This window comes from Bacillus sp. SIMBA_154 (assembly GCF_046536015.1).
Taxonomy (GTDB): Bacteria; Bacillota; Bacilli; order Bacillales; family Bacillaceae; genus Bacillus; species Bacillus pumilus_P.
In genome coordinates this window covers 102181-120974 of sequence record NZ_JAWJBV010000005.1, presented here as the reverse complement: position 1 = coordinate 120974, position 18794 = coordinate 102181, and the positions used below count along the sequence as shown (strand labels likewise).

Sequence of the window (18794 nt, the reverse complement as noted above, 5' to 3'; positions counted from 1 at the left end):
AAACAAAATGGCTAAGCAAATCAAGTGTGTTGTCTGGGATTTAGATCATACATTATGGGATGGGATTTTACTTGAATCAGATGAGGTGACGTTAAAGCCATCGATCAAGGAAGTGTTAACGGAGCTAGATGAGCGCGGTATCCTTCTTTCTATCGCAAGCCGAAATGATGAAACAGCCGTGAAGGAAAAGCTCTCCGCCTTCGGAATCGATCATTTCTTCCTCTATCCAGAGATTCATTGGAATGCCAAATCTAGTTCATTAAAGAGAATCAGCGAGCGCTTGAATATTCATAAAGATACCATTCTCTTTATTGATGATCAGCCATTTGAACGAGAAGAAGTGAAGGCTGTTCATCCGGAGATTACGTGCTGGGATGCGGTGGATTATATGACGTTGCTCACAGATGATCGGCTGCGTCCAGTCTTTATCACAGAGGATGCAAGACGACGTAGAAAAATGTACTTAGAAGCGGATAAAAGGCAGCAGGAAGAAGAGAAATATGAAGGGCCGCCTGAGAAATTTTTGGCGTCTTTACATATGAAATTCGTTATATCGGAAGCAGGAGAACAGGACCTCCAGCGAGCCGAAGAACTAACTGTCCGTACCAATCAATTAAATGCAAGCGGAAAAACCTACGATTATGCAGAGCTTGATTACTTCCGTCAATCAGATGCTCACTTGCTGCTTGTCTGTGAACTTGAAGACAAATTCGGGTCCTATGGGAAAATTGGACTCTCATTAATAGAAGAAATAGGTGACACCTGGCATGTCAAACTGCTGCTCATGTCTTGCCGCGTCATGTCTCGAGGTGTCGGGACCATTTTACTCACAACGATTTTGCAAGAAGCGAAAAAGCGAGGAAAGCGGCTTGTGGCCGACTTTAAACAAACAGACCGAAACCGCATGATGTATATCACATACAAGTTTGCGAATTTCAAAGAAATCGAGAATGGGGAGGATGGCTATATTTTGTTTGAAAACGATTTAAGCTTGATTCAGCCTTTCCCAGAATACGTAGATGTCAAAGTTGAGATTGACCAAAAAGCCCCAGCCAAACAATAAAAAAGCGAAAAGCGAGGAGATTGAATCATGAACCTACACGAACAAGTAAGAGCATATATTGAGCAAAACCTAGTGGTATTTGATGAAGAAATTGAGTTAGGAAATGATGATCACATTTTTGAACAAGGTTTTGTCAATTCTCTTTTTGCGATGAAACTAGTGAACTACATTGAACATGACTTTCACTTCCAGTTAGACAACGAAGACCTCGACATTGCCAATTTTAGTACGGTCAATCGCATTGTCTCCTTAATTGAGAAAAAACAACAGGGGGCGGCCCTTCATGAAAACAGCTGAACAAACAATTGATGCCATTGAGGAAATACGACAGTATTGCGATGAACATATCCGCCCGTTTGCCAATGAATTCGATGAAACAGAACATTTGCCGGAGTCGCTGATTCTCGATATGGCGAAAAGAGGCTACTTGGCAGCAGGTATCCCATCATCCTATCAAGGACTGGGGCTTAATCCGATTGCGTATGGACAGTTCACTGAACAAGTAGGGAAAGCTTGCTGTAATGTACGGACATTATTGACAGTGAACTCTCTCGTAGGAGAAGCCATTCTTCGTTATGGAACAGAAGACCAAAAACAAGGCTGGCTCGTTGCATTAGCCAAAGGGGAAAAAATCGGTGCCTTTGCTTTGTCAGAGCCGAATATTGGATCAGATGCCAATCATGTTGAAACAAGCTATCAAAAGGATGGACAGTCTTATGTCTTGAATGGGAAGAAAAAGTGGATTTCCTTTGGAGCGATTGCGGATTTCTTTATTGTGATTGCTAGAGATGGCGAACAAGTCACCGCATTCCTTGTCGAGCGAGATCAGCCAGGTGTAGAGATTGAGAGGATTACAGGAATGATGGCCAACCGAGCGTCTTATTTAGCAGAAATCACCCTCGATCATGTACAGGTGCATGAAGACTGTGTCTTAGGACCAGTTGGGGGCGGATTTAACCATGTGGTGTCACTTGCTTTAGATCATGGAAGGTACAGTGTTGCTTGGGCAGGGCTTGCCATTGCACAGGAAGCCGTTGATTCTCTCGTCACGTATTCACGTAAAAGAACACAATTTAATGAAAAACTGTACAAGCATCAAATGATCAAAGGCATGATCGGAGATGCGGTCACCCAGCTCCATGCAGCGAGAGCCTTATGCCTAAAGGCCGGAGAAATGAGACAAGCGCAGCATCCTGATGCCATCACAGAGACATCAATCGCAAAATATTTCACATCTAAAATCGCCGTTGATATTACAAATACAAATGTCCAAATCCATGGGGGAAGCGGATTTAGCCGGGAAAATTCAGCTTCAAGACTGTATCGTGAAGCGAAGGTGCTTGAAATTATTGAAGGGACTTCACAAATTCAGCAGCAGGTCATTGCTAACTATGGTTTACGCCATTATTTCGTGAAGCATTCTTAGAGAGAAAGGAGATGATCCCATGGCTTTAAAGCCGCAGAAGCTGGATAAACAGAACATTGAAAATATGTTAGGTATCACTACGATCCAAGAAGGACTGCTGTTTCATCATTTAATGGAACCAAACGGAACGGCTTATTTTGAACAACTGCTGATCCAGATAGATGGTCCGCTTGATCGAGAAATCTTTGAACAATCTTGGACGAATGTCACCAAACAGCATGAAATGCTTAGAACATTGTTTAGATGGCAGGAGCTCGCAAGGCCTGTACAAATTGTTCTGAAACAGCATCAGCCTGACATTCGATATCGTGATTTGACTCAAACTGTGCAGCCTCTTCATCTGCTGAAAGAGGAAGTGGCGACACAGGAACGAGAAGAACGTTTTGATCTACAGCAAGTCCCATTTCGTCTGACGTTATGTGAGGTAAATGAAGAAGTCAGCTGGGTTCTCATTAGCTTCCACCACATTTTATTGGATGGATGGAGCCTTGGGATTGTATTAAGTGATTGGATGAGTGCATATGAGCGTTTATCAAATGGGGACAAACCGCTTCTTGAACAAAGGCCGTCCTACCAATCATTTGTCAAATGGCAGCAGAACATCCTTCAGCAGACAGAAGCACAGGCCTCCTATTGGAAAAATGTTTTCAACGGCTGGAGTTATGCAGAACTGCTTCCGAAGTCAGGCAGCATACATGAAGCTTCAGCAGCCTTTCACAAATATGAACATCAAGTGGATGCTTCTATTGCTGAGAGCCTGAGCGAATTCACGAACAAACATGACGTGACATTGGCATCTGTGATGTATACGCTGTGGGGCGTTTTGCTATCTAAGTATGCCAACCAAGATGATATTGTGTTTGGAACAACAGTATCAGGAAGAAATGCGGATGTCCCTCATATCGAGAAGATGACTGGCCTGTTCATTAACACATTACCGCTGCGGGTCTCATTCGAACAGGATAGGTCTATTCTTGAACTTATGCAGCAAGTCAATCGTGAGGTAGCTGTGAGAAATGAATATGAACATACGCCGCTATCTGATTTAAAGAAGTATGCAGGGATGACAGCAGAGCAATCGTTATTTGATTCAATCGTCGTCATTGAAAACTATCCACTTGATCGAATGCTAACGAAAAGCGATCATCCTGTTCGTATTCGTGGATTTGAGATGACAGAGCAGACGGAATTCGATCTTACGCTTAGTGTGCAGGCGTTTGATGATCAGCTGCATTTCTCATTGGTGTATAACCCCGTCAGTTTTTCAGCTGAACAAATCGAAAAGTGGTGTCAGCATTTTCTCCATCTCCTGTCTGATGCCTGTGCTCATCCGCACAAATCTGCGTCTCAATTACAGCTGCTATCAGAAGAAGAGAAACAAAAGCAGCTAGCGGTCTTTCGTCAATATGGCGGGGCAACTTCTTGCAATGAACCGACGGTGATTGACCTATTTGAAGAGCAAGTGGAACAAACGCCAGCGGCAGCGGCAGTTGAGTTTGGCGATACGACGGTTACATATGAACAACTCAACAAGAGAGTGAATCAGCTCGCACATTATTTACAAAAGAAAGGGGTCAAACAGGAGCAGCGTGTCGGTATTTTAGCAGAGCATTCCATTGAAATGGTGATAGCATGCTTGGCCATTTTAAAAGCTGGCGGTGCTTACGTACCAATTGATCCTGAATACCCGCAGGAACGAATAGAATATTTATTAGAAGACAGCGGAGTAGAATGGCTCCTAACACATCCGATTAACGGGCTTACTTATGCCTATAACGGAGAAAAAATTGATATTACACAGCCGGATCTATACACCGGACCATCAGACAACCTGGCAACAGCCATCACCTCAGATCAAACAGCCTACTGCATTTATACATCAGGAACGACAGGAAGACCTAAAGGTGTACTCATTCACCATCTTGGCTTAGCCAACTATATTGATTGGGCGAAACAAGTATATGTTCGAGGAGAAACAAGGCATTTTGCTTTGTATACTTCACTGTCATTTGACCTGACGGTTACTTCTATTTTCACACCACTGATTTCAGGAAATACCATCATGATTTATCACCATGAAAACAGGCAGCTGCTTGTCGAAGACATTATAAAAGAAAATCGCGTACATGTGATGAAACTGACACCATCTCATTTACAGTTTATTAAGCATCTGTCTTTCCCAGACAGCCAAATGAAATGCTTCATTTTAGGCGGAGAACAACTGGAAGCATCTCTAGCGAAATCCATACAGCAATCATTCCCTCAGCCAATTGAAATTGTAAATGAATATGGACCGACTGAAACGGTTGTTGGCTGCATGATTCATCGATATGACGCAGACCGTGATCAAGACGTGTATGTGCCGATTGGTAAGCCCGCTCAGCATGCAGATATTCTTCTTTTTGACAGACATATGAATCTCATGCCGGAAGGGACCGTCGGCGAATTATATATTGGGGGAAAAGGTGTCGCAAAAGGCTATTTGAATCGCCCGGAACTAACCGAAGAGCGATTTGTCGATCACCCTTTCCAGCCAGGAGAAAAAATTTATAAAACGGGTGATGCAGCCCGCATCCTGCCTAATGGACTTATTCAGTTTTTAGGACGAAATGATGATCAAGTGAAGCTGAGAGGCTATCGTATCGAAACAGGTGAAATTGAATTCTGGCTGAATGAACAGCCAGGGGTCAAAGCAGCAGCTGTCGTTGTGAAGCCAGATGCCTCTGGTACACCATGTTTGGCAGCGTATGTTGTTACGACAGTCATACTAGATGAACCTGCCATGAAACAAGCATTGGCTGATCAGCTGCCGGATTATATGATTCCATCGCACTTTGTGCAATTGGATGATATGCCGCTGACTGCTAATGGCAAGCTAGATAAACGGGCACTGCCTGCTTTGAAGCAGGCACAGAAAACGAAAAAGCTGGCGGGCTCTGACAATCTTTCTGAAACAGAGAAGGTCATTCAGGACATATGGGAAAAAGTCCTTGGCTTAGATGAGGTAAGCGTTCATGACAAATTTTTTGACATTGGCGGGCATTCTCTCAATCTGATCCATGTCAACCAACAGCTGGCTAAGCAATTAAATCAAAGCATTCCAATGGTAGAAATGTTCCGCCGTCCGACGATTAGAGAGCTTGCAGCGTATTTAAGCGGCGCATCAGAGCAGGAAGCGGCAGGCACGCAGCCTGCGAACCAAAAGAGAAGAAAAGACAACGAGCCAATTGCGATTATTGGAATGGCAGGTAAATTCCCTGGTGCGAAAAATGTTGAGGCATTTTGGCGGAATTTGAAGAAAGGAGAAGAATCGATTTCATTCTTTACCGATGAAGAACTGCTCGAAGCTGGAATTGACCGTCAAACCTTCGAGCGTTCCGATTATGTGAGAGCAAAAGGTGTGATCGATGGACCTGATTTATTTGACGCAGCCTTCTTCGGTTATTCGCCAGGTCAGGCTGAAATGATGGATCCTCAAATCCGCCTCCTGCATGAGTACGCCTATAAGGCCCTAGAAGATGCAGGATACGTACAGGAAGATTATCCAGGTAAGGTCGGTTTGTTTACTGGGTCCACATCGAATTTTCAATGGATTCAGCGATTTGCATCTTCCCTTGATAGCAGTATGTCAGAGCTGTTTGAAGTGGGTTCACTCAATGATACGTATACCGTGAGTACAAGAATTGCCCATAAATTGAATTTGAAAGGGCCGGCACTGACGCTTCAAACCGCTTGTTCGACCTCTCTGGTCGCCCTGCATTTGGCCTGTCAATCCATCGTAAATGGTGATTCAGATGTAGCGCTTGCGGGAGGGGTGTCAATCTTGCACCCAGTAAAATCAGGCTACATTTATCAGCAGAACATGGTGAAATCAAGCGATGGTCATTGCCGCGCCTTTGACGATCAAGCAGATGGAACAGTGGGCGGAGATGGCGTTGGTCTTGTTGCTTTAAAAGCACTTAGTGAAGCCATAGAAGATGGTGACCATATTTATGCGGTCATTAAGGGCTCTGCCATCAACAATGATGGTGATCAAAAGGTTGGCTTCAATGCACCAAGCGTGGAAGGACAGACTCGTGTCATTCAGGATGCCTTACATCAGGCAGATGTTTCACCAGATACGATTGAATATGTGGAAACACACGGAACAGGAACGTCTCTTGGTGATCCGATAGAAATAGAGGCGCTCTCAAAAGCTTTCCAAACAGAGAAAAAACAATTTTGCCGCATTGGGTCTGTGAAAACAAATATTGGACATTTGGATGCAGCAGCAGGAGCCGCTGGCTTGATCAAAGCCGTGCTCTCGCTTCAGCATCATACATTTGTGCCAAGTCTTCACTTCAAAAAGGCCAATGAAAACATCGCATTTGAGCATAGTCCATTCTTTGTGAACACCGAACTGACCGACTGGAAGCAGCCAGCTTCACATTTACGCCGGGCTGGGGTGAGCTCATTTGGAATGGGTGGAACAAATGCACATGTCATATTGGAAGAAGCACCACAAAGAGATCGTAAGCAAATGCCTCGTTCTGCTGAGCTGCTTGTCCTATCAGCGAAGAGCAAAACGAGCATGGAAAGAATGAAAGAAAAACTCGTGAACCAAATTGAAAACACGACTTCTATCAATTTGGCAGACGCAGCATATACCCTGCAAACAGGCAGACAATTCTTTGGTTTCCGTCAAGCATTTGTTGCCGGCAGCAGAGAAGATGCTTTGCGTGTGTTAACAGAAAAGCAAGGCAAGGGCATTGGAAAGCTCATGCATTCGCATGTTGAAAAGCAGAAGATTATTTTTATGTTTTCAGGACAAGGCAACCAATACCTCAATATGGGATTGAATTTGTATCAGGAAGAGCCTTATTTTAAGGAGCAAATGGATGCTTGTTTTAAAGCATATGAAGAAGCAACTGGGCGAAGTCTTGCCCGTATTCTTTATCCATTAGCGGCTGAAACAGAAAAGGCGCGCGAAAAATTGGCAAGCACTCAATATGCACAGCCAGCCATTTTTGCCATTGAATATGCACTCTCAATGCTCTTCATTGCTTGGGGCATTCGTCCTGATGCGATGATCGGCTATAGTTTTGGCGAATTAACGGCAGCAGCTGTATCTGGCGTATTCAGCTTAAAAGATGCGATGTCCATGGTCGCCTATCGCGCGAACGCCATGCAGGCGTCACCAGCTGGCGTCATGATGAGTGTTCCGTTACCTGAAGCAGAGTTAAAACCGATGCTTCCAAAGGAAGTTTCTCTTGCGGTGGTCAATGATTCCTCTTGTATCGTATCAGGGCTTGAAGAGGCGATCAGTGAATTTGAAAAAGAACTGAGGAACAACAGATTGATGTGTATGCGATTAGGCGGAACCATTGCGGCCCACTCACATGTCATGAAGGAGGCAGCGGAGCAATTCGGAGAAAAATTGCAGCATATAAAAGCCAATCAGCTCCGTATTCCATTCATTTCGAATTTATCAGGAGATTGGATGACAGACACGAGTGCTGGAGATGTGTCTTATTGGAAACGGCATATGACCGATACGGTTCGCTTTGCTGAAGGCATCACGAATATCTTACAAGAGGAAAATATTCAATTAATTGAGATTGGACCAGGACAAGATTTAAGCGTGATGGTCAACCGGTCTCTCAATGGCCTGAATCAACATGTGTGCCATGTGTTAAGACATGCAAAACAAGATGTGACAGATACTGAATTTTTACTTGGACAGATCGGACGCCTATGGACACACGGGTTATCCATTGATTGGGATCGATTCCATATGAACCGTCAGCCGCTGAAAATGCCACTACCAACATATGCGTTTGATCGTACCTCCTATTGGTATGATGCATCAGATAGTGTAAAGCGCGACAAACCAAAGCAGGCAGGAAGAAAGCAGCAAATGGAAGAATGGTTCTATACCCCTCATTGGGAAGCGGATCTTTTACCTGGTGCGCCATCAGATGTTTCTTCTGCCGGAGCCATGCTTTTGTTTGCAGAGACATCTGTTTTCGGAGAGAAAGTAGCAGCTGAACTTCTGACGAAACGGAAAGAGCACGTTGTGGTTCATAAAGGAGAACAATTTACGAAGCATGATGAAAAAACCTATACCATTCGTTCACATGAGCCTTCTGATTATGAAAAGCTCATATCAAATCTCGTAAATGATCAAATCAACGTGACAGATGTTTGTCATCTTTGGGGACTTTCAGATCGACAACCATCTCACACGGAAGAAGAATGGGTGAAGCACACGCAGCAAAATGCCTATTACTCCTTGCTTTATATCGGCCAGGCGCTGAAGAAATATGTCTTGGACCAAAAGGTGTCGATGACAGTTCTTTCCTCATTGACATATGCCGTTGGCGGAGAGCCTGTGCTTTATCCTGAAAAAGCGATCCATCTTGGACCTGCCTTGGTTATTTCTCAAGAAACACCGACCTTGCGTTATCGCATTCTTGATGTGGATCGTCCAGTGGAAAATGGGGTTCAGGAAAAGAGATTGTTGAAACAAATCAGCGATGAACTAGACCGGGAGTATGGACAGCTTCTCACTGTCTATCGACGGAATAAGCGATATGTGAAAAAGTATGCGAAAGGTTCAGTTCCCGAAACAGGACATGCTCACTTAGCTAAAAAAGATGGTGTGTACATGTTAATTGGCGGGCTTGGGTTTATTGGATTGAATCTCGCCCAGACTTTGGCCGAGCAAACTAAGGGGAAATTGATCTTAACGAGCAGGTCTGGACTGCCTGATAGAAGCAAGTGGCAAGAATGGCTGGCTACGCATGATGAACAAGATCCAACCAAGAAAAAAATTCAAAAGGTCATGGCACTAGAAGAGGCTGGCGCAGAAGTTCTGATAAAGAAAGTGGACGTTCGTCACCGGGAAGATATCCAGCAATTAATCAACGCAGTGGATGCCTCCTATGGCCAGATTGACGGTGTAATCTATGCAGCAGGAGTGACAGGCGATCAATCATTCCGGGTGATGGAGCAAACAGATGACACTTTCTCAGAACCGCATTTTGAGGCGAAGATGAACGGTGTACTTCATCTCGATGCCGCCTTAGGTGATCGATCACTTGATTTCTGCTTTGTTCTGTCATCTTTGTCGCCGATATTGGGCGGACTTGGTTTTACAGCTTATACAGCCGTGAATCATTTCATTGATGCGTACGTGCATGAACGCAATCTACGTTCACAAACGCAGTGGTCTGTGATTAGCTTTGACGGCTGGGAATTTGAGCAGGGTAAGCAGCTGGATCTTCCAATCGGAGATGACCTCACCGAAACGTTGATGACAGAAAAAGATGGAAGAATGATCTTCGAACGATTACTTTCACTGCAACAAGTTGAACAAATTGTTATTTCGACAACAGACTTACATGATCGAATTCACCGGTATGTAGATCGTTTATCCCGTGAAGAAGAGAGCGGCGGAGAGTATGTACAAGATGGAACTTTGTATTCTCGACCAGCGCTGTCAACGAATTATGTGGCACCTGAAACGGAGCTGGAGAAGGAACTAAGTCAACAGTGGCAAGCTTTCTTTAAGATTGACGAAATTGGCATAGATGATCATTTCTTTGAAATGGGTGGAGATTCCCTAAAGGCGATCACCTTTATTGGTATCATTCATCGCGCATTCAGTGTAGAGCTGACGCTGCCTCAATTCTTCCAAATGCCAACGATTCGATCAATGGCAGAATATATCGATCAAGCAGATACAGCGGCTTATCATGTGATTGAAAAAGCAGAAGTGAAGGAACATTATCCTCTGTCGTCTGCGCAAAAACGCTTGTATCTCATGCAGCAAATGGATCTGAGCAGCACAGGATACAACGAATTTAAAGCGGGGCGAATCAAAGGGAAGCTCGATATCAGCAGATTGGAATGGGCATTTCAGCAGCTCATTAAGCGTCATGAAAGTTTGCGGACAGCGTTTGTACTCGAGAATGGCGTGCCTTATCAAAAGATCGAACAAGAGGTGCCGTTTGCTGTCACATTGTTTGACCTCACAAAGGGATCGACACAAGCATCTGAGGAAGATCAAAAACAAGTGATTGAGCAATTTTTGACTGCCTTTACATTAAGTGAGGCTCCATTGATGAGGGTAGGTGTGATGAAGGTGGCAGAAGAGGAGTTCGTGCTCATGCTGGACATGCATCACATTGTCTCAGATGGTCTTTCTCAAGATATTTTGGTCAACGACTTTATGCAGTTATATGACGGAAGGACGCTTGAGCCTCTAGCTCTTCAATATAAAGATTTTTCTGAATGGCAAAATGACATGCTTGCTTCTGATGCCCTTAAAGCATCGAGTGACTACTGGAAAAACCGTTTAGAAGGTGCACCTGCACTTGATCTGCCAACAGATTTCGACCGGCCTGAGGTGAGACAATTCCGCGGCGGACATTATACGTTCCGTATTGAAGAAGCGGAGCTGAACGCGTTTAAACAGGTCATTTTAAAAGAAGACGCAACGCTGTTTATGGGGCTGTTAAGTCTGTATCAGATTCTGCTTCATAAATTAAGCGGGCAATCAGATATCACGGTTGGGGTTCCAGTAGCAGGAAGAAAACAAGAGGAGCTGCAGCAAGTCATCGGTATCTTTGTCAATATGCTGCCCCTTCGTTTATATCCTAAAGCAGAGATGACGTACAGTGAATTCCTTCACGATGTGAAGGCGCATGTGATCGATGATTTCGGACATCAAGAATTTCAATATGAACAAATGGTCCAAGACCTGCAGCTGAGCCGGAATGTCAGCCGAAATCTATTGTTTGATGCTGTGTTCGCTTTACAAAATATGAATCAGCCAGAACTGAAGGTAGGCGGTTTAACCTTTAGTGATTATCCGTATGAGACAGGAACGTCGCGGTTTGATTTACTGTGGATTGCGTTTGAGCAGGAAGACGGTCTTTCTTCAACGATTGAATATAATACAGCGCTTTTCACAGAGGAAACCATTCATCGGATTGCCGGCTTACTAAAAGACATCATGCGAGCTGTCTCAATAGATGCAGTGAGATTAGAGGATATCGAACTGATTTCTTCATTCAAGCAATTAGACGACGTATCTCTTTTCGAATTAGATGACTTAAAAATATAAGTAAAGAGGTGAACGGAAGAGTGATTGAACATGATGATTTTCAACTGAAAGCAGCGGCAAAAGAAAAGGTGAAGGAAAGAGCCTACTGGACATCTATTTTATCAGGTGTCCAGCTGGATGGCCGCATTCCCCATACGGTTTCACAAGCCAAGCCTGCTGCAATGAACCGATCGCTTCATTCGTCCTTCCCTATGGCTGTGAACCAGTCGTTAAAGCAATTATGTGGAGATTCTGATTTGCGGATGTTTATCGTGCTGACCACAGCTGCTTTTGGCTTGCTGCAACGTTACAGCGGAAAAACTGAGTTGATGGTGACTGTTCCTACAATGGAACAGTCCGCCAATCAATCTGCCATTAATCATATGCTGCCACTCAAGGCAGAGATTGATCCTCATATGAGCTTCAGCGCAGGGTTAGATGCAGTGAAGCGATCGTTTCAGGAGGCAGTACGTCATCAAAACTATCCTGTTCATATTTTAATGGAGGAACTTTGGCATTCATTAGGAGACGGCAAGGAGTGTGTCAATCTGGCATGTGCATTTGAGACATTGCATGGACAGGCTGACCGAATGCAATTAAATGCGGATGTGCTCATTGTTTGGAAGAAAGCACAAGATCAGCTTCATGCCGAAGTTCACTGGGATGCTTCCAACTATGACGATCAAATGATGGAGCAGTTCTCCAGGCATTTCATGACACTCACAGAGCAATTGCTCAAAGCGCCTGAACAAGCGATGAGCACACACTCATTTCTATCTGACATGGAGAAAAGTCAGTTGTTTGATGCGTTTCAAGGGGAGCCGCTCGCTTATCCAGTAGATCGTGATATTGTGTCTTTATTTCAACAGCAAGTCCAGTTGCATCCAGCACGAACGGCCGTTGTGTTTGGCACCACCTCCTATACATATAAAGAGGTTGACCATTTATCGGATCGCATTGCGCTTAGACTCTCTCAAAGTCAGATGACACGGGAGACCCCAGTTGGTCTCAGAATGTATCGGTCTGCTGAACTTGTGATTGCCATTCTTGGCATCTTAAAGGCTGGCTATGCTTATTTACCGATTGATGTCCATCTGCCGATCGAAAGAATTCGGTATATGCTCAAAAACAGTGGCGCTACAGCCATTGTATCGGATGCAGCCGGACATGAAGGATTGGATGTCGAGGTTCATGTCATTCAAGACATGCTTCATGAATCGGAAATAAAAGAAAACCTGACTTGGTCCATTTCGCCTTCGGATATGGCTTATGTCCTGTATACATCAGGTACAACAGGAAATCCGAAAGGGGTCGTCATTGAACATCGTCATGTCATAAATTTGGTGTACGGAATGAAAACACGCTTTTTTGATCTGCTTCCAGATGATTTGCAAGTAGGGATGCTGGCTTCACATATTTTTGATGCGTCTGTTCAAACGTTGTTTCCAACATTGTTGCTTGGACATACGCTGCATATTGCCAAAGATGAAGTCCGTATGGATGGGCATGCGTTGTGGAATTTTTATCAAGAAAACCACATTCAGCTGTCAGATGTGACACCCTCTCATTTAAAGCTGATGAACAAGGCAGCAGGGCAATCGAAACAGGATCTGCCTGCTTTGAACATGCTGCTTGTAGGCGGAGAAGTATTTACAAAAGAGCTGATGGATCAATTTTTACAGCATGTATCAAGTGAAAAACCCATCATGATTAATGCATATGGGCCTACTGAATGTACTGTTCAATCGTCATCCTTTTTGATTCCGCCTGACTGGGATGAACAGGTCATTCCTATTGGGAAGCCGATGCCAAATGAGCGTATCTTCATATGTGACGCGCAAGGGGAGCCAGTTCCGATAGGCGTCTTTGGTGAACTGTATATCTCAGGCGATGGTGTAGGGCGTGGGTACATCAATCATCCTGATCTGAGCAAGGAGAAATTTATCAAAAAACCAGAGTTGAGCAGCGGGGTGTTATACGGTACGGGAGACCTTGCAAGGTGGCGGTTTGATGGGGTATTGGAATTTGCCAAAAGGAACGACAGCCAAGTGAAAATCAGAGGGTATCGAATTGAGCTGGAGGAGATCCGCAGAGCTATTCTTGATGATCCGAATATGCAAGGACTGATCCAAGATGTCATTGTGATCCCTAAGGAGACGACGGAGCAGGACCAATACATTTGCGCATATTTGATGGCAAAACAAGTCATAGATCAGCGTGTACTTCGTCAATCTCTCAGTGGGAGATTACCAGGGTATATGGTGCCAAGACATTTGATTCAAGTAGAGCAATTTCCTTTGAATCTATCAGGGAAATTAGATATTCAAGCGCTGCCGAATCCAGAAGATCAGCTGCCAGGCGGGCAAGAGCCAGTGGCCATTCAAGCACACAATGAAACAGAGCAGAAGCTTGTTCGCATTTTCGCTTCAATTTTACAAGTCCCTGCTTCTCACATTCGATTAGATGAACCGTTTTTTGATCTGGGCGGGAACTCTTTTAATATCGTTGAGCTGTCTAATAAAGTGAAAGAGGAATTTCATCAGGAGCTGACAGTGATGGAGCTGTTCCAATATACAACTGTTTCACAAATAGCAGCCCAATTAAAAAACAAATCAGCAGGACAAGATAAACAAATAGAAGCTGATGGAGAAAATGAAGCGGATGACTTAGAAAGTGCCGCACAACTGTTAGGCGGGATGATAGATGAGTAAGTTAACAGGATTAGAGGTTGCAGTGGTTGGTATGGCCTGCCGATTTCCGGGAGCGAAGAATATTCATAGCTTCTGGGATAACCTTGCAAATGGAAGAGAGTCCATTACGTTTTTTTCTAAGGAAGAATTGCTTGAGGCGGGGGTTGGACAAGAAGCTCTGGATCATGAGCAATATGTACGTGCCAAAGGAGCAGTAGATCAGCATGATCACTTTGATGCAGATTTCTTTGGTTATTCACAGCGTGAGGCAGAAGTAATGGACCCGCAAATCCGCATGTTTCATGAAGTGGCGTGGGAATCCCTTGAAGATGCAGGCTATAACCCTGAAACCTATCAGGAGCCGATCGGTTTATTTGGTGCTGCTTCTGCCAATTTATATTGGCAAGCTGCTTCCATGCTGATGAGAACGAATAACTCATCTGAGCAGTTTGCGGCTGTTCAGTTGACAGATAAAGATTTTATGAACACAAAGGTGTCCTATAAATTGAATTTGAAGGGGCCGAGTGTGGCTGTTGATACGGCTTGTTCCTCCTCTTTGGTTGCAGTTCATTTAGCGGCACGCGCCCTGCTCACTGGGGAATGTAAAATGGCACTCGCTGGCGGCGTCACCATCACGACTCCTCACAAAAAAGGATACATGTATCAAGAGGGCATGATCATGTCCCCTGATGGACACTGCCGAGCCTTTGATGAACAGGCAAAAGGAACAGTTGGCGGCGAGGGCTGTGGAGTTGTTGTACTCAAATCATTAAAGCAGGCACTAAAGGATAAGGATCACATCTATGGGGTGATTAAAGGGTCAGCGTATAACAATGACGGCGGGCGGAAGGTTGGTTACACAGCACCAAGTATTGAAGGGCAAAGTGAAATTATTAAAAAGGCGCTCAAGATCAGTCGTGTAGAAGCCGAGAGCATTTCTTATATTGAAGCACATGGCACAGGTACGACCCTTGGCGATCCAGTTGAAATTGAGTCACTGAATCAAGCCTTTCAAACTGATAAAAAACAGTTTTGTGCCATCGGGTCTGTGAAAACCAATATCGGTCATCTTGATTCAGCGGCAGGCATTGCCGGTTTTATCAAAACGACGCTTAGTCTGTATCATCAGACGCTGCCACCTAGTCTTCATTATGAAAGACCGAATCCAAAAATTGATTTTGAATCAAGCCCGTTTTATGTGAATACAACACCCGTACCATGGACGAAACGAGAGCAGCCGCTGCGTGCTGGGGTCAGTTCATTCGGAGTCGGCGGTACGAATGTACATCTCATCATGGAAGAGGCGCCCATTGCCGATAAACGGTCAGTAGACAAGGATCACGAACTCATGGTGATATCAGCAAGGTCGAAGCAGGCGGTTCAAACGTCTGCTGAGCAAATCATTTCTTATTTAAAAGAACAAAAGGACGTGCCGCTATCCCATGCTGCGTTTACGCTGCAGGAGGGACGAAAGCATTTTCCTTATCGACAAGCATTTCTTGCAAGCCCCGATCGCACATTCCAGTCAGCTGGACAGCCTCAAAAGGCTTTTCAGCAGCCTGCGGTCGTCTGGATGTTTTCTGGTCAAGGTGCACAGTATGTCAATATGGGCAAGGATTTATATGAGAAAGACCCTGTATTTAAACAAACGCTTCAAAAATGTTTTGCCATCATTTTATCCTTGGCAGGTGTTGAGATCGAGAAAGTGTTATATCCAACAACCGAAGCAGACTTCATTGAAGCAGAACAACTCATGCAGCAAACGTCTTATACACAAATCATCTTGTTTAGTTTTGAGTATGCACTCGCATCTAAGCTGATGGGACTAGGCATACGTCCGCATTATTTCATTGGTCATAGTATTGGTGAAATCACAGCTGCTTGTGTGGCCGGTAGCATCCATCTTGAAGATGCGATCCGGATCGTTTTAAAAAGAGGCAATTTGATGCAAAAGATGCCTCCAGGTGATATGGCTGGTGTGACGCTTCCAGCCGAAGAGATTGAGCATGAACTTCCAGAAGGTGTCGAGCTTTCTGCTGTGAATAGCTCGCAATTATCCGTTGTTTCCGGTCCTACAGACCGTTTACAGGTATATATCGAACAAGCTGAGAAAAGAGGGGCTTCTGTCCAAAAGCTGAAAACCTCTCACGCCTTTCATACGAGTATGATGGCTGAAGCGGCCAATCAGTTTAAGGATGTTCTTTCTGAGATCACCTATCAGCAAGGCGAGATACCGATTGTTTCCAATGTGACAGGGAGCTGGTTAACCCACGAGCAAGCAGCATCACCAGATTACTGGGCATCTCATATCAGGCAGCCTGTTTTATTTAGTCAAGGAATAGAGACGTTACTTGGACTTGGAGAGGTTGTCTTCATTGAAGTGGGGCCAGGTCATACATTGACTCAATTCGTGAGACGCCACGATCGCTATGATGTGAATAAAGCAGCTGCTGTTTCATTGGTGAGACATCCAAAAGAGCAAGCTGCTGATGATGAATATATGCAAAAGGCAATAGGAAAGCTGTGGAGTTACGGAGTGGAGCCGAACTGGAGCGCTGTCAGAAAAGAGGAGGCCCCATATCGAGCTTCACTGCCAACGTATCCATTTGAGCATCAAATATTCCCCTCACCACAGTTCAAAGCGGACCAGCTGATGACCGCTTCAACACCATCAGGACAGCAGGAGAATCACTTATCTGATTTTCAAGACTGGTTTTACATTCCGGTGTGGGAGCGCTCTTCACCTGTACTAAAAGAGCAGCATCATCACGGGAAACGTGTGCTGGTCTTTGAGAAAAATGGTCATATCGGCGCCTATTTGAAAGAACGGCATGCGGAGGTCGTCAGCGTATGTCAAAGTGATCATACGATCAAAGAAAATGACCAGCTGATGAAGGCAGACGTTCATATGCTGTCACATTTAGAGTGGGTCATGACTGAATTACAGCAATCTGGATTTATCCCTGAAGAGATCATCTGGATGCATGATGAACTGACGGAGCATACCAAAGACAAGCCAAACTATTTATCTGTGCTCGATCTCGTCAGGCTGATCAGCAAATACCATAACACAAACATGCGTCTTCATCTCGTGACGAGCCAAGCGCATGATGTCATCGGCATAGAGAAGGTCGATCCTCTTCAAGCAACATTAACAGGACTAGCGCTGACCATTCCTCAAGAATATCAGCACATAGAGTGTCAGCACATTGATTTATGTCAGGATACTAAGGCGAATTGGCCGCTATTTCTTTCATATGAGATAGCGATGCACGATCAAGAAGCAGTCGTGGCTTATCGCGTGAGCAGCCGCTGGATACGAAAAGCTTCAAGCACGTCGTTAAGCAAAGAGGACTCGTCAATGCAGCCTTTCAGGTCTAGTGGCGTTTATCTCATCACTGGCGGTATGGGCGGCATTGGCCTCACACTAGCTAAATATTTAGCAGAAACGTATCAAGCGAAACTTGTGCTCATGAGCCGATCACGAATACGTGAACGCTCTGAATGGCATGAGCTGCGTGGTGCGGTTGGGAAAGAAGCTGATGCCGTGAAAAAGCTGCTGGCTCTTGAAGAATTAGGGGCTGATGTACAAGTTGTACACGGTGATGTATCAGATGAACGTGCCGTGCAGAAAGCGATTCAGCTGGCTCATACGGCATTTGGTGGTTTACATGGCGTCATTCACGCGGCAGGCGAGGCAGACGGGAAGATCATTCAAGCAAGAGCAGCAGATGATGAGATTCGCATGTGTCAGGCAAAAATCAACGGGACCTATGTGCTGGATAAAGCACTCGAGGATGAAACGCTGGATTTCTTCTTGCTTTGTTCATCCCTTGTTTCCTTTCTTGGAGCGGCTGGACAAGTGGCTTATGCGGCTTCAAATGCCTTTATGGACAGCTTTGCTCATGCGAAAAGGCAGGAAGGAAAGCCAGTTATTTCTTTGAACTGGGATCGCTGGGAGAAAGTCGGTATGGCACACGACTCGGCATTAGCTGCCAAAGTCAATGACATGATGGCACTTGAGGAGCAGGCAGGAATTTCGCCAGAACAAGGAATAAAGGCCTTCCAAGAAGTGCTGCGTCTAGATTATCCGCAAATTCTTGTATCTGTTCGAGACATGGGGGAGAGAATCAAACATCGGATAACACCTGTACAGCTAGAGGATGCGCCGTCTCAAGAGATTTCGCAGGTCATAGATGAACGTCTAGAAGCATCATTGAGTGATGTGCTTAGCTCCTTTTTTAAGCATGAACCGGATGTGAATGAGAATTTCTTTGAAATGGGTGCGACGTCTCTTGATTTATTGCAGATGAGTGGTCATATCAAATCGGTATATGGCATCGAGGTTCCGGTGGTCATGATGTACAGCCATCCAACCATCGCGTCATTGGCTGCCGAACTGAAGAAAATACATGGTGTAAAGGAAGAAAAGCAAGCTGTCACTGAATCATCTAATTTACGCAAACAAGCAATGGCTGAAGGGAAAAATCGCCGTAAACAGAGATTAAAACGAAAATAGATGGGAGA

The 18794-nt window shown here is 44.7% G+C and carries 6 protein-coding genes; all 6 read left to right on the top strand.

Translation table 11 applies throughout. The annotated features are described in order from the left end of the window. Positions 1-7: 7 nt before the first annotated feature. The 6 genes from R0K30_RS10025 to R0K30_RS10000 are packed head-to-tail and all read left to right on the top strand — an operon-like array spanning position 8 to position 18786. Entirely contained in the window at positions 8-1063 is a 1056-nt protein-coding gene (locus tag R0K30_RS10025) for an HAD-IIIC family phosphatase (protein WP_230031528.1), read from the top strand. 27 nt (positions 1064-1090) lie between these two features. After that, positions 1091-1360 (top strand): acyl carrier protein, encoded by a 270-nt coding sequence (locus R0K30_RS10020; protein WP_034320179.1) that lies wholly within the window; start codon positions 1091-1093, stop codon positions 1358-1360. Further along, entirely contained in the window at positions 1347-2489 is a 1143-nt protein-coding gene (locus tag R0K30_RS10015; RefSeq protein WP_410610472.1) for an acyl-CoA dehydrogenase family protein, read from the top strand. Before R0K30_RS10020 ends, R0K30_RS10015 begins: the two co-directional genes overlap by 14 nt. Before the next feature lie 19 nt (positions 2490-2508). Beyond that, entirely contained in the window at positions 2509-11598 is a 9090-nt protein-coding gene (locus R0K30_RS10010; protein ID WP_410610470.1) for an amino acid adenylation domain-containing protein, read from the top strand. Between the two features lie 20 nt (positions 11599-11618). Next, positions 11619-14288 (top strand): non-ribosomal peptide synthetase, encoded by a 2670-nt coding sequence (locus R0K30_RS10005; protein ID WP_410610468.1) that lies wholly within the window; start codon positions 11619-11621, stop codon positions 14286-14288. Then, positions 14281-18786: an SDR family NAD(P)-dependent oxidoreductase gene (locus R0K30_RS10000; protein ID WP_410610466.1), complete on the top strand. Its 4506-nt coding sequence runs from the start codon at positions 14281-14283 to the stop codon at positions 18784-18786. The genes R0K30_RS10005 and R0K30_RS10000 overlap by 8 nt, the downstream gene beginning before the upstream one ends. Positions 18787-18794: the final 8 nt, after the last annotated feature.

What these genes read in the sequence shown, in the direction of transcription:
- R0K30_RS10020 (WP_034320179.1), top strand. Translation starts at nt 1,091, where the DNA reads ATGAACCTACACGAACAAGTAAGAGCATATATTGAGCAAAACCTAGTG.
- R0K30_RS10015 (WP_410610472.1), top strand. Translation starts at nt 1,347, where the DNA reads ATGAAAACAGCTGAACAAACAATTGATGCCATTGAGGAAATACGACAG.
- R0K30_RS10000 (WP_410610466.1), top strand. Translation starts at nt 14,281, where the DNA reads ATGAGTAAGTTAACAGGATTAGAGGTTGCAGTGGTTGGTATGGCCTGC.
- R0K30_RS10025 (WP_230031528.1), top strand. Translation starts at nt 8, where the DNA reads ATGGCTAAGCAAATCAAGTGTGTTGTCTGGGATTTAGATCATACATTA.
- R0K30_RS10010 (WP_410610470.1), top strand. Translation starts at nt 2,509, where the DNA reads ATGGCTTTAAAGCCGCAGAAGCTGGATAAACAGAACATTGAAAATATG.